Source organism: Pantoea sp. PNA 03-3, assembly GCF_003201175.1.
In the GTDB taxonomy this organism is placed as follows: domain Bacteria; phylum Pseudomonadota; class Gammaproteobacteria; order Enterobacterales; family Enterobacteriaceae; genus Pantoea; species Pantoea stewartii.
This window is the reverse complement of record NZ_QICO01000001.1, coordinates 668,714-687,523: the sequence shown is the minus strand read 5'-3', so window position 1 is coordinate 687,523 and position 18,810 is coordinate 668,714. Positions and strand designations below refer to the sequence as shown.

The 18,810-nt window shown below is 55.4% G+C and carries 16 protein-coding genes and 1 pseudogene; 11 read left to right on the top strand and 6 right to left on the bottom strand.

Annotation, left to right across the window (positions count from 1 at the left end):
• Positions 1 to 5: 5 nt before the first annotated feature.
• The 4 genes from C7433_RS03170 to C7433_RS03155 all read left to right on the top strand — a co-directional run bounded on the left by C7433_RS03170 (position 6) and on the right by C7433_RS03155 (position 4,519).
• Positions 6 to 1,073 carry an ABC transporter permease gene (locus tag C7433_RS03170; RefSeq protein WP_110267591.1) on the top strand — a complete coding sequence of 356 codons (1,068 nt, stop codon included), beginning with the start codon at positions 6 to 8 and terminating at the stop codon, positions 1,071 to 1,073.
• A gap of 12 nt (positions 1,074 to 1,085) precedes the next feature.
• Positions 1,086 to 1,880 (top strand): glucose 1-dehydrogenase, encoded by a 795-nt coding sequence (locus C7433_RS03165; RefSeq protein WP_033741098.1) that lies wholly within the window; start codon positions 1,086 to 1,088, stop codon positions 1,878 to 1,880.
• A gap of 164 nt (positions 1,881 to 2,044) precedes the next feature.
• Positions 2,045 to 3,517: a YchO/YchP family invasin gene (locus C7433_RS03160; protein WP_110267816.1), complete on the top strand. Its 1,473-nt coding sequence runs from the start codon at positions 2,045 to 2,047 to the stop codon at positions 3,515 to 3,517.
• 96 nt (positions 3,518 to 3,613) lie between these two features.
• Complete coding sequence (locus tag C7433_RS03155) at positions 3,614 to 4,519, top strand: bestrophin family protein (protein WP_033741099.1); 906 nt, start codon at positions 3,614 to 3,616, stop codon at positions 4,517 to 4,519.
• A gap of 68 nt (positions 4,520 to 4,587) precedes the next feature.
• Here the strand turns inward: C7433_RS03155 and C7433_RS03150 are convergent, their stop codons facing one another.
• On the bottom strand, positions 4,588 to 5,679 hold the full coding sequence (locus C7433_RS03150) for a porin (protein WP_033741100.1): 1,092 nt from the start codon (positions 5,677 to 5,679) through the stop codon (positions 4,588 to 4,590).
• A gap of 877 nt (positions 5,680 to 6,556) precedes the next feature.
• On the opposite strand from C7433_RS03150, the gene C7433_RS03145 reads away from it, so the two are divergent.
• The 6 genes from C7433_RS03145 (at position 6,557) to spy (ending at position 13,423) form a co-directional block, all read left to right on the top strand.
• On the top strand, positions 6,557 to 7,777 hold the full coding sequence (locus C7433_RS03145; RefSeq protein WP_110267590.1) for an aspartate aminotransferase family protein: 1,221 nt from the start codon (positions 6,557 to 6,559) through the stop codon (positions 7,775 to 7,777).
• A complete protein-coding gene (astA, locus tag C7433_RS03140; protein WP_033741105.1) occupies positions 7,774 to 8,805 on the top strand; it encodes an arginine N-succinyltransferase in 1,032 nt (343 codons plus the stop codon). Before C7433_RS03145 ends, astA begins: the two co-directional genes overlap by 4 nt.
• A complete protein-coding gene (gene astD, locus C7433_RS03135) occupies positions 8,802 to 10,271 on the top strand; it encodes a succinylglutamate-semialdehyde dehydrogenase (RefSeq protein ID WP_110267589.1) in 1,470 nt (489 codons plus the stop codon). Before astA ends, astD begins: the two co-directional genes overlap by 4 nt.
• Positions 10,268 to 11,593 (top strand): N-succinylarginine dihydrolase, encoded by a 1,326-nt coding sequence (gene astB / locus C7433_RS03130; protein WP_110267588.1) that lies wholly within the window; start codon positions 10,268 to 10,270, stop codon positions 11,591 to 11,593. Before astD ends, astB begins: the two co-directional genes overlap by 4 nt.
• A gap of 49 nt (positions 11,594 to 11,642) precedes the next feature.
• Positions 11,643 to 12,638, top strand: a complete 996-nt coding sequence (gene astE / locus C7433_RS03125) for a succinylglutamate desuccinylase (protein ID WP_054633910.1) — start codon at positions 11,643 to 11,645, stop codon at positions 12,636 to 12,638.
• A 290-nt stretch (positions 12,639 to 12,928) separates the two neighbouring features.
• Entirely contained in the window at positions 12,929 to 13,423 is a 495-nt protein-coding gene (spy, locus tag C7433_RS03120) for an ATP-independent periplasmic protein-refolding chaperone Spy (protein ID WP_058701720.1), read from the top strand.
• Positions 13,424 to 13,622: 199 nt separating this feature from the next.
• Here spy and cho read toward each other — a convergent pair whose 3' ends face one another.
• From cho to C7433_RS03100, 4 genes and pseudogenes are all read right to left on the bottom strand, one after another.
• Entirely contained in the window at positions 13,623 to 14,486 is an 864-nt protein-coding gene (cho, locus tag C7433_RS03115; RefSeq protein ID WP_033741457.1) for an excinuclease Cho, read from the bottom strand.
• A gap of 67 nt (positions 14,487 to 14,553) precedes the next feature.
• Positions 14,554 to 15,420, bottom strand: a pseudogene (gene yddG / locus C7433_RS03110) (aromatic amino acid DMT transporter YddG).
• 78 nt (positions 15,421 to 15,498) lie between these two features.
• Positions 15,499 to 16,323, bottom strand: a complete 825-nt coding sequence (gene nadE / locus C7433_RS03105) for an ammonia-dependent NAD(+) synthetase (RefSeq protein WP_033741113.1) — start codon at positions 16,321 to 16,323, stop codon at positions 15,499 to 15,501.
• A 128-nt stretch (positions 16,324 to 16,451) separates the two neighbouring features.
• Positions 16,452 to 17,642 (bottom strand): multidrug effflux MFS transporter, encoded by a 1,191-nt coding sequence (locus C7433_RS03100; RefSeq protein WP_006118943.1) that lies wholly within the window; start codon positions 17,640 to 17,642, stop codon positions 16,452 to 16,454.
• Between the two features lie 243 nt (positions 17,643 to 17,885).
• Between C7433_RS03100 and osmE the strand changes: the two genes are divergently transcribed.
• Positions 17,886 to 18,221: an osmotically-inducible lipoprotein OsmE gene (osmE, locus tag C7433_RS03095; protein ID WP_006118944.1), complete on the top strand. Its 336-nt coding sequence runs from the start codon at positions 17,886 to 17,888 to the stop codon at positions 18,219 to 18,221.
• A gap of 53 nt (positions 18,222 to 18,274) precedes the next feature.
• Here the strand turns inward: osmE and C7433_RS03090 are convergent, their stop codons facing one another.
• Positions 18,275 to 18,685: a DUF6515 family protein gene (locus C7433_RS03090; protein WP_006118945.1), complete on the bottom strand. Its 411-nt coding sequence runs from the start codon at positions 18,683 to 18,685 to the stop codon at positions 18,275 to 18,277.
• Positions 18,686 to 18,810 lie beyond the last annotated feature (125 nt).

The window sequence follows — 18,810 nt, the reverse complement described above, 5'->3', positions numbered from 1 at the left end:
ACTCCATGAACCAAAAATATCTGCTTTATATGTATTTGCTCAAGGCGCGTACCTTTATTGCCTTACTGATCGTCGTCGGTTTCTTTAGCGTCATGGTGCCGAATTTTCTGACGCCCTCTAACGTACTGATCATGACGCAGCATGTGGCGATTACCGGCCTGCTGGCGATTGGCATGACGCTGGTGATCCTGACCGGCGGCATTGATCTCTCGGTGGGCGCGGTTGCCGGTATCTGCGGTATGTTCGCGGGGGCGTTGCTGACCGCAGGCATCCCGTTATGGGACGGGAACCGGCTCTTCCTGAACGTGCCGGAGGTGATTCTGGTGGTAGCGCTGTTTGGTGTGCTGGTGGGCATGCTTAACGGGACGATAATTACCCGGTTGGGCGTCGCCCCCTTCATCTGTACCCTGGGCGTGATGTATGTCGCCCGTGGCGCGGCGCTGCTGTTTAACGATGGCGCGACCTATGCCAACCTGGTGGGCCTGCCTGCGTTAGGCAACACCGGCTTCGCGTGGTTAGGATCGGGCACCTTCCTGGGCGTGTACATTCCGATCTGGCTGATGATCGGCTTCCTGCTGCTTGGCCTTTATCTCACCCGTAAAACGCCGCTTGGTCGCTACATTTATGCGACGGGCGGCAATGAACCGGCCGCAAGGCTGGCCGGTGTGCCGATTATCAAAGTGAAAGTATTCGTCTATGCCTTTTCGGGCCTGTGTGCCGCACTGGTCGGCCTGATCGTTGCCTCCCAGTTACAGACTGCGCATCCGATGACCGGCAATATGTTTGAAATGGATGCTATCGGTGCCACGGTGCTGGGCGGTACCGCGCTGGCGGGGGGGCGCGGTCGTCTCTCCGGCTCAATCATCGGGGCCTTTGTTATCGTCTTTCTGGCTGACGGCATGGTCATGATGGGCGTCAGTGATTTCTGGCAAATGGTGATCAAGGGCGTGGTGATAGTGACCGCCGTGGTGATTGACCAGTTCCAGCAGCGCCTGCAGAGCAAAGTGATACTGCTGCGTCGTCATGAAAAAAAGCAGCCGGTCACGCCACGGGCTGATATCAGTCATGGATAACAGGGGAGCAGCATGAACCGCAATTTTAGTGGAAAAACCGTGGTGATCACCGGCGCCTGCCGCGGGATTGGTGCCGGCATCGCCGCCCGCTTTGCCCAGGACGGCGCAAACCTTGTGATGGTCTCCAATGCTGATCGGGTATTTGCCACGGCCGACAGTCTTCGCGCCACCGGGGCCGCTATCCTGGCCCTGCAGGCGGATGTCACGGATGAAGCGCAGGTACAACGCCTGTACCGGCAGGCCGCAGAACGTTTTGGCGGCATTGACGTGTCGATTCAAAACGCAGGGATTATCACCATTGATGCGTTTGATGCGCTGCCGAAAAGCGATTTCGAGCGCGTGCTCGCCGTCAATACCACCGGTGTCTGGCTGTGCTGTCGTGAGGCGGCCAAATACATGGTGCAGCAAAACGGCGGCAGCCTGATCAATACGTCCTCCGGCCAGGGACGCAAAGGCTTTATCTACACGCCGCATTACGCCGCCAGTAAAATGGGGGTAATCGGTATTACACAAAGTCTGGCACTGGAACTGGCGCGCTGGAACATTACCGTGAATGCGTTTTGCCCGGGCATTATCGAAAGTGAAATGTGGGATTACAACGATCGGGCCTGGGGGGCCATTCTCAGCAGCGATAAGAAAACTTATGGCAAAGGCGAGCTGATGGCGGAGTGGGTCGACACGATTCCGTTGAAGCGCGCCGGACAGCCGCAGGATGTGGCCGGGCTGGTGGCGTTTTTGGCCTCGGATGATGCGCGCTATATTACCGGGCAAACGATCAATGTGGACGGCGGATTGATTTTCTCCTGATGTTTTCCCCGGCGCGTTACGTCGGTGAAGGGTTATCTTAACGCCGTTTCATGCGGGGTTTGCCGCTTCGCTGAGCACAAATATCGCTTCAAATCATTAATCTGTGTCACATTATGCTAAAATAGTCTGCGCTGGTTTTGTCATTCTCGTTGAGAAACCACCTGATAATGTTTATGCCCGGACCTGATGATGTGATTTACAGACCTGTTCTCCTCGCGTTGACTGTCATGACGGCCATCGCCGCCGCCCCTGTTCGTGCGCTGCAAGCCGACAGTCAGATTCCTGCTACCCCGTTTGGCGATCCCGCTCGTTTCCGGCAGTCGCTTAACGATCTTCCGTCGCTGGGGCATGTCGAGGAGGATCATCAGTGGAGTGAAAAACTGGCGAAGGCGGCGAAAAGCATTGCAGAAGCCAGTGAAAGCAGCAGCGATGTGACCTTTGGTCAGCAGGCCGGGCAGTGGGCGTTTAATCATCTGCGTGACGAAGTTGCGACGCGGGTGGAAACGGAAGGGCAGTCGCTGCTCTCTCCCTACGGTAATGCAGAATTCGACCTGAAAGTTGACATGGACGGCAATTTTGACGGGACCGGCGGTAATCTGTTTAGTCCGCTGGCCGATGAAAACCGCTATCTGACGTTTAGTCAGCTTGGTCTGCACGATACGGTGGAAGGGGTGGTCGGTAATGCGGGACTGGGCCAGCGCTGGGATCTGGGCAACTGGCTGTTAGGCTACAACAGTTTTATCGATCGCAGTTTTCGCAGCGGCCTCCAGCGCGCATCGGTGGGAACGGAAGCCTGGAGCAACAACCTGCGGCTCTCCGCTAATTACTATCATCCGCTTTCAGGATGGCGCAATCGTGACAGCAGCCAGCAATACCGCATGGCCGAAGGTTACGACATCACCACTCAAAGCTATCTTCCTTTTTACCGTCAACTGGGCGTGTCATTCAGTTATCAGCAGTATCTGGGTGAAAAGGTTGATCTGTTTAACAGCGGTAATCGCTACCACAATCCGGCGGCACTCTCGCTCGGGCTGTCTTACACGCCCGTGCCGCTGGTGACCTTCACGGCCAGCCACAAAACCAGCAGTGCCGGCGAGACCCAGGATCAGGTTGGGCTGAAACTGAATTACCGTTTTGGCGTGGCTTTAAGCCGCCAGCTGGATGCCAGTAACGTCGCCGAGATGCGTTCGTTGCGTGGCAGTCGCTACGATACCGTCACGCGCAGCCAAACGCCGGTAATGGCTTACCGGCAGCGCAAAACCCTCTCCGTGTTTCTGGCGACGCCGCCATGGCAGCTTAATCCGGGCGAGAGCGTTCCAATTAAGCTGCAGGTACGCGCCAGTCATGCGATTAAGGGGCTGAGCTGGCAGGGCGACACGGCGGCGCTGAGTCTGACTGCTCCCCCGAACAACAGTGCAACGGACGGCTGGAGCGTGATTGTGCCGCCGTGGGACAGCACTCCGGGGGCCAGCAATACTTACCATCTGTCGGTTACGGTCGAAGACAGTAAACAACAGCGCGTCACGTCCAACTGGATCACCCTCAGGGTCCAGCCGCCGTTGTCGCTGGATGAGCCGCCCGCGGAACAGGGGGACGCGCGCTCGCCGGTTACCGATCCGCTGAGCTTCAGCGACTAACGTCACAATAAAGTGTGATTTTTGTCACACTTTTTCACTGGTAAAAGCACACGCACACTCGCAGAATCGGCAAAAATATCCATTCATCTGCACACCATGATTCTTCGACCCCCCAACCATTGGTTTATCCGTCTGTTTGCCTGGCATGGCTCTGTTCTGCCCGATATCCTGTTCCGCCTGTTTCTTAACCTGTTAATGTCGCTGCTCGCCCTGGCGTTGCTGGACTGGTATGAAACCCTGGGCATTAAGCTCACGCTGGCGCCGTTCAGCCTGTTGGGCGTCTCCATCGCTATCTTTCTGGGTTTCCGTAACAGCGTTTGCTATGCGCGATTCAGCGAGGCCCGCCTGTTACTGGGGGCGTTGCTGATTGCCTGCCGTAATATTTTGCGTCAGGTTATTGCCTTCTGCCCGGCAGATGCGGAGCGGGTGCAGGCCATGCTGCTGGCATTCTGTGCCAGTCTGAAACATCAACTCCGTCATACGGATGCACGTGACGACCTGACGCGCCTGCTGGGCAGCGAGGCCGAGGTGCTGCTGGGCCAGCACTCGGCGGCAAATATGCTGCATTTGCAATTGTCGCAGTGGCTGGCAAAGCAGCGACAAATAGGGGTAATCAGCGATATTGTCTGGAGCACGATTGACAACAACCTCAACCAGATTGCGGCAGTGCTGGGAGGATGTGAACGGCTGGCCAGCATGCCGGTGCCGTTTGCCTATGGCTTGCTGCTACGGCGTACCGTTTATCTGTTTTGTGCGTTGCTGCCGTTTGCGCTGGCGCCGGACCTGCATGCGATGACGCCGCTGGTGTCGATGTTTATTTCCTACACCTTTTTGTCACTCGATACGCTGGCGGAAGAGCTGGAAATGCCGTTTGGCTATAAGAATAACCATCTGCCGATGGATGCTATCTGCATCAACATAGAAATCAATTTGCGGGAAATGTCGGGAGAGAAGGATCTGCCCCAACCGATGCAGCCGGACTGTCACTATCGCCTGAGCTGAGAGGACGGGGTAAAGAGAAACGGCCCGTCAGACACAGGCCGGGCCGTTTAACAATGAGGGGGTAACGCTTAGAACTGGTAGACCAGACCTACCGCTGTAATGTCATCTGTTGCCAGACCCAGCGGATTATTTTTCTTCAGCAGGTTAATACGGTATTCGCCGTACACCGACATGTTTTTATTGAAGTAGTAAGTTGCACCCACAGAAGAGTATTTATACAGATCGGCATCACCGATGCCTTCAATGTCTTTGCCTTTTGAGGTGACGTAGCTTAATGAAGGGCGTAAGCCATTCAGGAACTGGTATTGCGCAACAAATTCCATGTTCTGTGCTTTGTTAGCGAAACCGGTCGCACTGGAAGGCATCGGTGTGGCGTTAAGCGTTTCACCGTACATTGCTGCCAGGTAAATCTGGTTAGCATCATACTTAACAGATGTTGCCCATACCTGTCCTTTGTCACCGCGACCAAAAGTCGCTGCGTTTTGTGCCTGAGTACGTTGCAGGCTTGAGTAAGCGCCAGCAAAACTCAAACCAAAATCAAAGTCATATGAGGTAGATAAAGCAAAGCCATCGCCATTCGCACGGCTCACCTGCAGACCGGCATTGTTGGTCGAGGTACGATCGTTCTTACCTTCGTACTGTGCCGCAATGTTCCAGCCCTTCACCAGACCAAAGAAGTCTTTATTGCGCCAGGTCAGTACACCACCTGAGCGAGCAGTCAGGAAGGCGTCGTTATAGGCAGAGTCTCCACCCCATACCGGCAACATATCGGTGTAGCTTAATGCGTCATAAACCAGACCGTAGTTACGGCCGTAGTCCAGTGAACCCAGTTCGCCATATTTCAGCCCGGCATAACCCAGGCGGGTTTTGTTACCGGTGTTGGCATCTGCACCTTCAGAGTTTTTGACGCTGAACTGGTACTGCCAGAAACCATAGCCAGTGAGTTGATCGGTGATGGCGGTTTCGCCTTTAAAACCGATGCGGGCATAGGAAGTGAGATCGCCATTATTTGACGGATCATCTGAAAAATAATGCGAAACGTTAACCTTGCCTTGTAAATCCAGCTTATTTCCGTCTTTATTATAAATTTGTGCGGCCTGAGCAGTCGGCAGGCCGATCAGTAACGGCATTAATGCCGCCACTAAAGTGCGCTTCATCATTTATTATTTACCCTGTGGTTGTCTTATTATTTGCCCCTCTGGTGGGGTGAAAAGAAAATGACACAAATTGTTAATTCAGCCTAGCGCAATAAGTGTAACTAAATGTGTATTTCAGGGAACTAAACGATAAAAACGCCTTTGCTGACTGGCTTGTGGCCGGTGTTATTGTTTTTTCTTATGAATTATCTGGCAATAAAAAGAAGAAAATATCATATATAACAGTCATTTGATTTATATCATTAACGTGCCCTGTTCAGACCAGTAAAAAAACGAAAGCGCTAGCGACCGTGGTGAAATAATCAACCTTTTATGACTAAAAAATAATCTAAAAAGGACAGGTTTCATATCATTAGTCTGCGTAGTAATTGTAATTCTGGCCTGGTACAGGTTATTAAATTCCTGATAGTCACCCTGGAAATAAAATAAAAAAACAGATGAATAATTATAAATTATGAAACCAGGAGTGATTTATTCCAGTTCATTCTTTTGTCTTTTATTTGAGTTAATTCATCCCGGTCATAATAGTTTTCTTTTGTTTTGCACAACAACCATGCAAGCGCCCCATTGTGAGGCGTACTTTGCACGCTTTTAAACAAATAATTTATCAGCGATCACAAAAGCAATATTTCATATCGCCGTTGCATAATTCCGCTTTAAAAAACGCTACTATCCCGTCTCTCTCAGACTATTATTCACTATTTATGCATTTTAAGTGAATAGATGCTGATCGTAAGTTATTGATAATTGGTTATGCGCTCCATTTTATGCATTTTAGTCCTTGGCTGGCACGCTATCTGCAATCTATCGTAGGACGAGTCTTTACATTCTTAACATTTAACAAACAAACAGATTACCCCTGGGGTACAGGAGAAGGACTATGCCACTGCAGGTTTCGCGTCATGATTTTGATCACTGGATGATGCCGGTTTATGCACCCGCCAGTTTTGTACCGGTCCGCGCAGAGGGCTCAACCGTCTGGGATCAGCAGGGAAAAGATTATATCGATTTCGCCGGCGGTATCGCCGTTAATGCGCTGGGCCATGCGCATCCCGCGCTTCAGCAGGCGCTTCAGGAGCAGGCTTCACGTCTGTGGCATACAGGCAATGGATATACCAATGAACCCGTTTTACGTCTGGCGAAACACCTGATCGATGCCACCTTTGCTGACCGTGTGTTCTTTTGCAACTCCGGGGCAGAGGCAAACGAAGCGGCGCTGAAGCTGGCCCGAAAAGTGGCACATGACCGGTTTGGTAACCATAAAAGCGGCATCGTCGCATTTAAAAATGCCTTTCATGGCCGCACGCTGTTTACCGTTTCTGCGGGAGGGCAGCCTGCCTATTCAAAAGATTTTGCGCCACTTCCGGCAGATATTCAGCACGCGGAATTTAACGATCTTGCGTCTGCTGCCGCACTGATTTCCGATCAGACCTGTGCCGTCATTGTCGAACCTGTTCAGGGGGAAGGCGGTGTTGTTCCGGCAGAGCCCGCGTTTCTGCGCGGCCTGCGTGAACTGTGCGATAAACATCAGGCCTTGCTGATTTTCGATGAAGTGCAGAGCGGCGTTGGCCGGACCGGCTCGCTGTACGCCTATATGCACTATGGCGTGACGCCGGATGTCCTGACCAGTGCCAAGGCGCTGGGCGGTGGGTTTCCCATCGGTGCCATGTTAACGCGTGAAGACCTGGCGCAGGTGATGGGCGTGGGCACGCATGGCACAACCTATGGCGGTAATCCCCTGGCGAGCGCGGTGGCAGGGAAAGTCATGGAACTGATTAACCGGCCTGAAGTGATGGACGGCGTGAGGATGCGTCATGACTGGATTGTGGCGGCGCTGAATGACCTCAATCAACGTCTACATCTGTTTAAAACGGTGCGCGGGTTAGGGTTATTGATTGGGGCCGTACTGAACGACGACTTTGCGGGGAAAGCCAAACAGATCAACCTCGCCGCCGCTGAACAGGGCGTTATGGTACTGATCGCCGGGGCTAACGTGGTGCGTTTTGCGCCGGCGCTGAATATCAGCGAACAGGAAGTAAAGACCGGTATGGCGCGCTTTGCCCAGGCCTGTGAACAGCTGTTTAAGGGCCAGGCATCATGATGGTGATTCGTCCGGTCGAGCGGGATGATCTAAGTCAGCTGATGGCACTGGCGGCAAAAACAGGCGGCGGACTGACCTCCTTGCCGGTTGACAGCGCCACGCTACAGGCCCGAATCGAACGCTCGCTGCATACCTGGCAGGGCACGCTGCCGCGTGCTGAACAGGGCTATGTGTTTGTGCTGGCTGACAGCCAGGACAATCGCGCGGTGGGGATCTGCGCCATTGAGGTGGCTGTAGGTCTACAGGAACCCTGGTACAATTTTCGGGTCGGCACACAGGTGCATGCCTCAAAAGAGCTGAACGTGTACGCCACGTTGCCGACACTGTCATTAAGCAATGACCATACAGGCAGTAGCGAACTCTGCACGCTGTTTCTGGATCCCGACTATCGTGACGGTAAAAACGGTTATCTGTTATCGAAGTCCCGTTTTCTGTTTATGGCGAACTTTCGCGACTGCTTTATGGCGCGGGTGGTTGCCGAAATGCGCGGCGTCAGCGATGAACAGGGGCATTCCCCGTTTTGGGACAGCGTGGGCATTCACTTTTTCTCGATGGAATTTCGCAAAGCCGATTTTCTGAGCGGTACCGGGCAGAAAACGTTTATTGCGGAACTCATGCCCAAGCACCCGCTTTATCTGCACTATTTAACCCCGGAAGCGCAGGCCGTCATTGGTCAGGTCCATCCTAAAACCGCGCCCGCACGTGCGGTACTGGAGGCGGAGGGTTTCCGCTACCGCCAGTATATTGACATCTTTGATGGCGGGCCGACGCTGGAATGTGACATTGATGACATCCGCGCCGTGCGGGACAGCCGGTTACTGACGGCACGAAAAGGCGAGGCCCGGCAGGATGCGCCACTTTGTCTGGTCGCCAACACCGATTATCACCGGTTTCGTGTCGCACTTATACCGGTCGATCCGAGCGCTGAACATATTCAGCTTAATGACGAACAGTTACAGGCGTTGCAGTGCCAGCCGGGTGACAGCCTGCGCGTAGTGACGCTGTGTAGTGAGGAGAAAAAGGCATGACGCACCTGATTAACGGACAGTGGCTCGCTGGCGAGTCAGATCACTTTTCCAAACAGGACCCGGTCAGCGGCGACACGCTGTGGCAGGGGTGCGCGGCTTCATCGGAGCAGGTTACAGCGGCCTGCCAGGCGGCCCGGTCGGCCTTTCCGGCGTGGGCAAGACAGCCTTTTGCCGCCCGTCAGGCCATCGTTGAACGTTTCGCGGTACAGCTCGAGAACCATAAAACCGCCCTGGCCGACTGCATTGCGCAGGAAACGGGGAAACCGCGCTGGGAAGCGCTGACGGAAGTGACCGCGATGATCAACAAAATTGCGATTTCCGTTAAAGCCTATCACGCTCGCACCGGGGAGCAGCAACAGGGCGAAAATGCCCTGCGTCATCGTCCTCATGGCGTGCTGGCGGTATTCGGCCCGTATAATTTCCCGGGCCATTTACCGAATGGCCACATTGTGCCCGCCTTACTCGCCGGTAACTGTGTGGTGTTCAAACCCAGCGAGCTGACGCCGGCCACCGCTGAGAAAACGGTACAGCTGTGGCGGGAGGCGGGCCTGCCAGATGGCGTCATGGGACTGCTGCAGGGCGGACGTGAAACCGGCCAGGCGCTGGCGGCTGAGCAGGGCATTGACGGCCTGCTGTTTACCGGTAGCGCACATACCGGTTATCAGCTTCATCGCCAGTTTGCCGGGCAGCCTGAAAAAATGCTGGCGCTGGAAATGGGCGGTAACAATGCACTGATCGTGGACGATCCCGCGGATATCGACGGGGCGGTGCATATCGCCATTCAGTCAGCCTTTATCACGGCAGGCCAGCGTTGTACCTGCGCGCGCCGCTTACTGGTCAAACGGGGCGCGGCCGGTGATGCCTTCCTGACACGGTTGGTTGAGGTGGCCGGGCGGTTGCAACCCGGCGCCTGGAACGCCGATCCGCAACCTTTTATGGGCAGCGTGATCTCCTGCGCCGCTGCCGAAAAAATTTATGCCGAATGGCAGCAGCGCGTCGCGGCGGGCGGCAAGATACTGCTGGCAATGCGCTGGCCCAACCGGCAACAGGCGCTGTTAACGCCCGGCATTATTGACGTGACCGCGGTAGACAATTTGCCGGATGAAGAAGTATTTGGCCCGCTACTGGCGGTGATGCGTTACGACGATTATCCGCAGGCGATTCAACTGGCTAACCAGACGCGCTACGGCCTGTCGTGCGGGTTAATTTCACCGTCCCGCGAGCAGTTTGACCAGTTGTTGCTGGAAGCGCGTGCCGGTATTGTGAACTGGAATAAGCCACTGACTGGCGCTGCCAGTACGGCACCGTTTGGCGGGATTGGCGCTTCGGGTAACCATCGCGCCAGCGCCTGGTATGCCGCAGACTATTGTGCCTGGCCGATGGCCTCGCTGGAATCGCCGCAGCTTACGCTTCCGGCAACACTGTCACCGGGCCTGGATTTTTCACCGCAAGGAGGTCGCACATGAAAGCCACAGAAGCCAACTTTGATGGGCTGGTCGGACTGACGCACCATTACGCGGGGTTGTCATTCGGTAACGAAGCCTCGACGCGCCATCAACACCAGCCGTCGAATCCGCGGCTGGCGGCAAAGCAGGGCTTACTGAAAATGAAAGCGCTGGCCGACATGGGATTTGTTCAGGGCGTGATCCCGCCGCATGAGCGGCCCGGCATTGCCGTGCTGCGTCAGTTGGGTTTTAGCGGCAGCGATGCGCAGGTCCTGGAAAAAGCCCATAAAACGGCCCCCGCGTTACTGTCAGCCGCCAGCTCGGCCTCGGCGATGTGGGTGGCCAATGCGGCAACGGTATCACCCTCAGCCGACAGCGCTGACCGTCGGGTGCATTTCACCGTCGCGAATCTCAACAACAAATTTCACCGTTCCATTGAAGCCCCGCAAACGGCCGCTCTGCTGCGAGCGCTGTTTCGCGATCCGCGACATTTTGTTGTGCATGATGCGCTACCGCAGGTGGCCAGGTTTGGCGATGAAGGGGCGGCCAACCATAACCGTCTGGGCGGCGACTATGGTGACGCGGGTGTACAACTGTTTATCTATGGTCGCGACGGCCAGTCTGATACGGCCCCCCGACGCTACCCGGCCCGGCAAACCCGTGAAGCCAGTGAAGCGGTCGCCCGCCTGCATCAGCTCTCGCCTGAAAAAGTCATTTTTGCGCAGCAAAATCCGGCGGTCATCGATCAGGGCGTTTTCCATAACGATGTCATTGCCGTGAGCAATCAGCAGCTGCTGTTTTGCCATCAGCAGGCTTTTGTTGATCAGCCCGGTTTACTGGCGCAACTGCGCGACCGTGTGCCGGGTTTTGTCGCCCTGGAGGTGCCAACAGCCCGGGTCTCCGTGCAGGATGCCGTCAGTACCTACCTGTTTAACAGCCAGCTGCTGACGCGCCCGGATGGCAGCATGATGCTGGTGCTGCCGGAAGAGTCGCGCCAGCATCCCGGCGTCTGGGAATACCTGCGTGAACAGGTGGAAGGCGGCGGTCCGTTACAGTCCCTGCAGGTGTTTGACCTGCGGGAAAGTATGCAAAACGGTGGCGGCCCCGCCTGCCTGCGGTTGCGTGTGGTATTAACCCCCGAGGAGCGCCAGGCCGTTAACCCGGCGGTGCTGATGAACGATCACGTGTTCGCCACGCTGAACCGGTGGGTCGATAAGCACTATCGCGACAGGCTGACGCAAAGCGATTTAGGCGATCCGCAATTACTGGAAGAAGGGCGGGTTGCCCTTGATGAATTGACCAGGCTGCTAGACTTAGGAAATGTGTATACATTTCAGCAGTGAAGCAGGTGGTGCCGTCAGGGTTGCCCGCTTCCGCTTTTAAGGAGAAACGATGCAGGACTTTTTGCAGCAAACGCTGTCGGGTGAAGCGCCACGTTTGCGTAGCGGTGAGACGGCGCATCTTCGCTGGCAGTGGTTATACCATGGTCTTTTGCTTATGGAGCCAAAGGCACCGGTTAACCAGGCGCTGGTACTCTCTGCGGGCATTCACGGAAATGAAACCGCCCCGGTTGAAATCCTTAATCAGCTCATCACGCCTTTACTCCGGGGCGAAAAACCACTTCAGCAGCGTATGCTGGTGGTGTTAGGTAATCCTTCGGCGCTGCGCGCGGGGAAGCGTTATGTGACCAGTGACATTAACCGACTGTTTGGTGGCCGCTGGCAGCAGATTGATGATGGCGATGAAGCGCGGCGGGTGCTGCGGCTGGAACAAACGCTGGAAAACTTCTGGCAGCGGGGGGCATGTGACGAAACTCGCTGGCACCTGGATATGCATACGGCACTGCGCGGCTCTTACCATCCCCGCTTTGGCGTACTGCCGCATAATCCGCGTCCCTGGCCGGACGCGTTTTTGCACTGGCTGGGCGCAGCCGGTCTGGATGCGCTGGTATTTCATCGTTCGCCGGGGGGCACCTTTACCCATTTCAGCTGCGAACATTTTGGCGCAGCCAGCTGCACCCTGGAGTTGGGGCAGGCGCGGCCGTTTGGCGAAAACGATCTGTCGCAGTTCAGCGCCGCGTCTCAGGCCCTGGCTGCTCTGCTGTATGGTGAAACATTGCCTGAGCCCGCCGGTCGCCCGCGCCGTTATCGGGTCTGCCAGCAGATCACGCGCTTAAGTGAGGCGTTTCAGCTGCATATGCCGGATGACACGAAAAATTTTACCGCGTTTCCGCAGGGGGCGTTGTTAGCTGAAGATGGCGAGACGCGCTACTTTGTCCAGCAGGCGCGGGAATACGTGCTCTTTCCCAATCCCCATGTCGCGCTGGGATTGCGGGCGGGTTTAATGCTGATTGAAGAGAGCGAGCAGACTCAGGCGTTACCTCTCTGAACGGTCTCACCGCGCAGTATAAAAAAAGAGCGGAAGAGACCTTCCGCTTTACTGCTAAAGGCATTACAATTCTCCACGATTTATCCGAAATTTCCTGATTATTCATACTCTTTTGCAATTCCTGACGCCATTCTTCTTATTCCCTCCATGATCGGCTGAAATATGACTTTTGTGCTTTCACGCTTTTACGCTCACTCGCAGTAGTTGACGTTCAACGTCGTATGCTTGTTTCCGAAGACGCGACAGCGCGCTGTCGTAACGAAAGTGAACAAGTAAAAAAGGACACTGTTATGCGTAAACTGACTTCTCTGTTACTGGCTTCTACCCTGGCATTTGGTGCGGCATCTGTAGTGCATGCCGAAGCGGATAACCTGACGCCACCGCCAGCAGGCAGTGAGAAACCGATGCACAAGCCAATGCACCGGGGTGGGATGGATATGATGTTTGGCGGACTGAATCTGACGCCAGAACAAAAAACAAAAATGCATGAAATTATGAAAGCGGGCCGTGGCGAGATGCAGCGCCCGTCAATCGAAGAGCGTCGCGCTAACCATGCGATTATCGCCTCTGACAGCTTCGACAAAGCGAAGGCCGAAGCCCAGGCGGAGAAAATGACCGCCAACGCCAAAGCGAACGCGGTGGCAATGATGGAAACCCAGAACAAACTGTACAACGTACTGACGCCAGAGCAGAAAAAGCAGTACAACGCGAATTTTGAAAAGCATCTGACTGAAAAACGCCCGATGCATGACAAAGCGGCTCCGGCCCCTGCACCTGCTGAATAAGCCTCGGGTTAATCATTAAAGTCGGTCTGAGACCGCCGGCCTTGTCCACGTTGCGTGGGCAGTGCCGGCGGTTTTTTTATGCACGCGCGCCAGCGGGAAGGCGGTTAAGGAAAAGGGCGGTTCTGTCGCGTCACGCGGTCAACTCAGGGTTGCGTTGCAGGTCGTCATATGTCCGCCTTTTGTGCCGTCAGCAGGCGCTTCAGAGCGGAATGACCGGATACTGGCCGGACAACACCGGACGGCACAGGATCTTATAACCATCGTGGTCGAACCCGCCTTTACCCCGTTTCAGCCGTCTGGCTTCTTCAATCGAGTCAACTGAGCCCAGATAGAACCAGTGGTCAATGACATGAATCTGCGTCATCTGTTTCCCTTCTTCCACCAGCGCCACCGCCCCCTGCCAGGGCCAGCAGAAGACGCGGACGTTTTCCAGCGCCGCCAACAGTCGGTCCTGATGATCGCTCACGGACTCTTTGCCACAGCAGGCACCCGCACAGCGGCGTAACGCTGAGCGGAAACAGCCCCGGCTGGGGCTCAGTGCTTCCAGACCTAATAAGCCGTGGCAAAGCTGATACTCATCGGCCAGCTGTTTCAGCCGTTCCAGGGCAGCGAAGCGACTGCGGTATAAACCAAACAGGTTGGGCGACTGACTGAAATCGACATCGCGCGCATACACGACCTGTGGTTTCCCTTCGGGCGTAATTTGCAGCGAGCAGAGCTGGCGATTTTTGCGCAGGCGTTTATTGAAGAGCGGCTGCTGAGTTTTAATCATCTGCGCCTCCAGTAGCAACGCGCCGAGATCGCCCGCCGTGGGGATCCAGCTAACGCGTCGCGACTGGCGCAACATTTTGGCTTCATCAGGTGTTCGGAAATGAGACATGACGCGCGAACGCAGGTTAACGCTTTTGCCAATGTATAACGGCAGCGTGTCGCTTTCGCCATGAAAGGTATACACGCCGGGCAGGTTGGGCAAGCCTTCCAGCCATTCACGCAAATGTTCCGGGTATTCATAAATCGCTGCCGCATCAAATTCGAGGCGGTGGGTTGCTGCACGTCTTGCCAAAACGAACTCCCTATACTGGTTGTCCATACAGCATAACAGGCAGGTTAAATGATCGCCAGCCTCAGATTCATAACCGGTATGTTGCCCGCCAGCCGATCAGCGAGCCTGCGGTGATCAGGGCAACACCTTGCCAGAAGCTGGCGGGCGGTGTCAGGCCCAGCCATAAGCTGGCCAGCAAGGCGGTCAGCACGGGCGTAAAACAGGAGGCGGTCGCCAGCAGGGGCAAATTTCCCTGCTGAATGCCGTCGTTCCAGGCAGAGTAGGCCACGGCGGTAGAGGCACCCACGAACAGCACTTGCGCCAGCGCGGCTGCGCTGACGTGCATCGTTTCCTGCTGTGTGCCGAACGCGAATTTAAGCCAGCGCGCCAGCGCGGTGACGATAAAAAAACAGTGAAACACCGTTGCTACCGCATGCATGACGGCGTGTCACATTGTTATAAAGCGCCCAGGCCAGGGCTGCCGCCAGTGCCAGCAGATAAGCCAGAGGGTTATGGGCCATATTTAACGCCATCTGCGTGGCCACGCTGTCATGTGTGCCTTTCATGACCCAGACAATGCCGCACAGAGAGAGCAGCAGGCCGGGCCACAGCCAGTGGCGGAAACGCTGCTGATTAAACGGAATGGCCAGCACAATGGTCAGGGATGGCCAGAGGTAATTAATCATGCCCAGTTCCAGTGACTGTGTCCGATCGTGGGCAAGTCCAATCGCCAGCGCCAGACAGATTTCATATCCCACAAACAACCCGCCGCCCACCAGCAGATAGCGACGGGGCAGGACACGCGGATCGGGCAGGCCTCTTGTCAGGCACAACAGCAGGGCGGTGATGGAATAGATCAGGGCGGCACCGCCGGTGGGGCCAAAAGCCTCGCTGACGCTGCGCAGCAGACCCAGGGTGGTACTCTCCAGAGTAAAATTGCGCTCAGCCCGGTCAGGGTGGCGCGAGGTAACGTTACGGACTTGGGGTTTCAGCAGTTAAGGCAACCCTTGCCGGGCGGCAAGGGTCGGCGGCATTATTTCCAGAAATCGTCGAAAACAGTTATGGGTGGTCGACGTTTGTGCTCGGTTTTCAGATACCAGCCTTCAATGATTTTCGCGCTGTCCGGATCGATCGTTTTCCCTTCAAGGTAGTCATCGATCATGTCGTAGGTGACGCCCAGTGCGACTTCATCCTGCAGACCGGGGCGATCGTCTTCTAAATCGGCGGTCGGTTTTTTCAGATACAGATGTTCCGGGCAACCCAGCGTTTTCAGCAGCAGTTTGCCCTGGCGCTTATTGAGGCGGAAAATAGGGTTAATATCGCTGCCGCCATCGCCGTACTTGGTAAAGAAGCCCGTGACGGCTTCAGCGCCATGGTCGGTGCCCACCACTACGCCTTTGGTCATACCGGCAATGCTGTACTGCGCTTTCATACGCTCACGGGCTTTCTCATTGCCGCGGACGAAATCCGACAGCACAATGCCGGCGTCTTTCAGCGCGCGCTCACTGGCCAGCACCGCTTCTTTAATATTGACCACCAGCGAGCGGTCTGGCTGGATGAAGGCCAGCGCATCCTGGCAGTCCTGCTCATCAGCCTGCACGCCGTAAGGCAGACGCACCGCGATAAAGGTGTAGTCGTTATCGCCTGTTTCCTGGCGAAGCTCCGTGATCGCCATCTGGGCCAGCTTGCCCGTCAGGGTAGAATCTTGTCCGCCGCTGATACCGAGTATTAACGCCTTCAGGCCGCTGTGGCGCGTTAAATACGCTTTGAGGAAATCCACGCTGGTACGAATTTCCTGCTGCGGATCGATAGTGGGTTTCACACCCAGTGCGGTAATGATTTCCTGCTGCAGTGACATCAACATCTCCTTAAGTCTTTAGCCAGCCGGCACAATACAAAGCCTGTCTTAAAGCTAACGCGCATCCCCGAAAACAACAAGCCAAAGCGGGTGATGTTTTCTTTTTGCTGGTCTGAATCCGACAATTTTTACCTCAGCGGAGGTTTTTTTGCCAAAACGATAAAGGTCAGTATAGCCAGCATGAAGCAACCAAATATCGTCAACGTCATACTGATTACTGATGTGCCGCCCATCCCGGTTACCGGCACGGCGAGTGCGCCCAGAGTGAACATCGTCACGCCAATGACGGCCGAGGCGCTACCGGCACGTTGCCCCTGACTTTGCATCGCCAGTGAGGCGGCGGTGGTGGCAATGACACCATTGCTGGCAATCGAAAAGAACAGCGCAACCAGCAGCAGCGGGAGCGGGGCGTGCGTTAACCCGGCGGCCAGCAGCGCGCTGGAGGCCACGAATGCCAGCATCAGGCCGCCTTTCAGGACGCGATATTCACCCCACAGCGGGCAGAGGCGGGCGCTGGTCTGTGAGGCAATCACTAAACCGATACCGTTGGCGGCAAAGCAAAAGCTGAACGCCTGGGGTGACAGACCATAGATTTCCTGCAGCACGAACGGCGATGCGCCGATATAGGCGAACATGCCCGACATCATAAACCCTTGCGTCAGGCAGAAACCCATAAAGGCACGGTGGGTGATGACCTGCCCCAGCGCAGCATAAGCAGCAAAAACCGAGCCCTGACTCCGCCGATCAACGGGCAGACTTTCATGCAGTTTCCCGCGCGCCAGCAGGATGAGCAAAATGGCGATGCCGCTCAGCACAACAAAAATACCGCGCCAGTCCAGCACGGTCATCAGGGCACCGCCCAGTACGGGGGCGCCAATAGGGGCAAGGCCGTTAACCAGCATCAGCAGCGCAAAAAAGCGCGTCAGTTCATGGCCATTATACATATCGCGCGCAACCGCCCGTGACAGCACCGCACCGCCCGCTCCCGCTAATCCCTGAAACAGACGAGCCAGTAACAGTTGATCGATAGTCTGGGCAAGGGCGCAGCCCAGCGACGCGATAAACAACAACGTCAGTGACAGGGTCAGAGGGCGCAGACGACCAAATTTGTCGCTCATGGGACCAAACAGAAGCTGACCGGCGCCCAGTCCCAGCAGGCCAGCGGTAAGGCTGAGCTGTGCGGTAGACGTTGGCGTAGCCAGGTCGCTGGCTAACTGCGGCAGGGCGGGCAGATACAGATCGATGCACAACGGTCCCAGCGCAGCCAGTAATCCCAGGGTGATGGCGTAAACCAGCCGGTTGGGTGAGGAAAGCGTCATTTGGCCTCTGATGATAATGTTTAAGTGACATTGTCACAAAAGTGCATTCAGCGCGTCTTTTGTGCCTGTAAAACGGCACTGGCCAACACGCAATGGTGCAGTGAGCCAGCATGCCTGGTCTGTTCCGGCGCATTTTAACAAATCCCGCGAGACAGATTGAGTTTAAGTCTGTCATTAACTTGATAAAAACCGTTTTATGTTCCAGGCTTTTCACCACATGGACAAAAAATGAGGAACAACAAGATGAATAAAGTGATGGGATGTATCGCTGCAGCGCTGACGCTGGCTGCGCTCTCTGGTTGTACGACTTACGATCGTGCGGAAAGCTACGTGACTAAGCCAGTGGTTAAGGACGTCAAAAAAGGCATGACCCGCCAGCAGGTCCGTCAGATTGCTGGCCCTGCTTCAACTGAAATCACCATGGTGCATGCGCGCGGTACCTGTCAGACCTATGTGATTGGCGAGCGTGACGGTAAAGCACAGACTTACTTCGTGAGCTATAACGATATGGGTCGCGTGATGAACTACGGCTTCCAGAGCTGTGCTGAATACGATACCGATCCGCAGGTTAAGCAGTAAATTTTTGCTGACCTGAAAAAACGGCTCGCTTATGGCGAGCCGTTTTTTTATCTCTACAGTCCAGCCGGACGCGGCACTTCAACGTAGCTGCCGTTAATCTCCCGCTGATAGTAATGCCCGTCCTGCACGTAGAACCGTCGGCCATTAAAATCCAGCACCCGCATACCGCCGACGCTGCTGACATAGGTCGGAGCAGGCGGCTCAACAACCACGTACTCATCACCGTGTCGCTGATAATAACTGCCATTCAGCAAATAGTAGGTTAATCCCCCAATCAGAACCGCCGTTGCCGCCAGTGGCAGAACGTGGAAATGGTCAGGACCATGCCAGCGTGGCGCAGGACCATGCCAGCCTGGGCCGGGCCGGTACCAGTGAGGGCCGGGCCCCCAGTCGCCGGGGCGCGCAAACACTGCGCTGGGCGTAATCATCGCTAACGCGAGGAATGAAGCGATAACCGTTTTCATGTGCATTCTCCTGCTGTGACTCGCTGCAGAATTCTCCTTTTAGCGTCCAAAAACAAGCAGAAAGCGCACGTATTATTGCCCCTTTACCACGCTTAACGTTTCCTTAACGTGAATGTAAAGAGAGA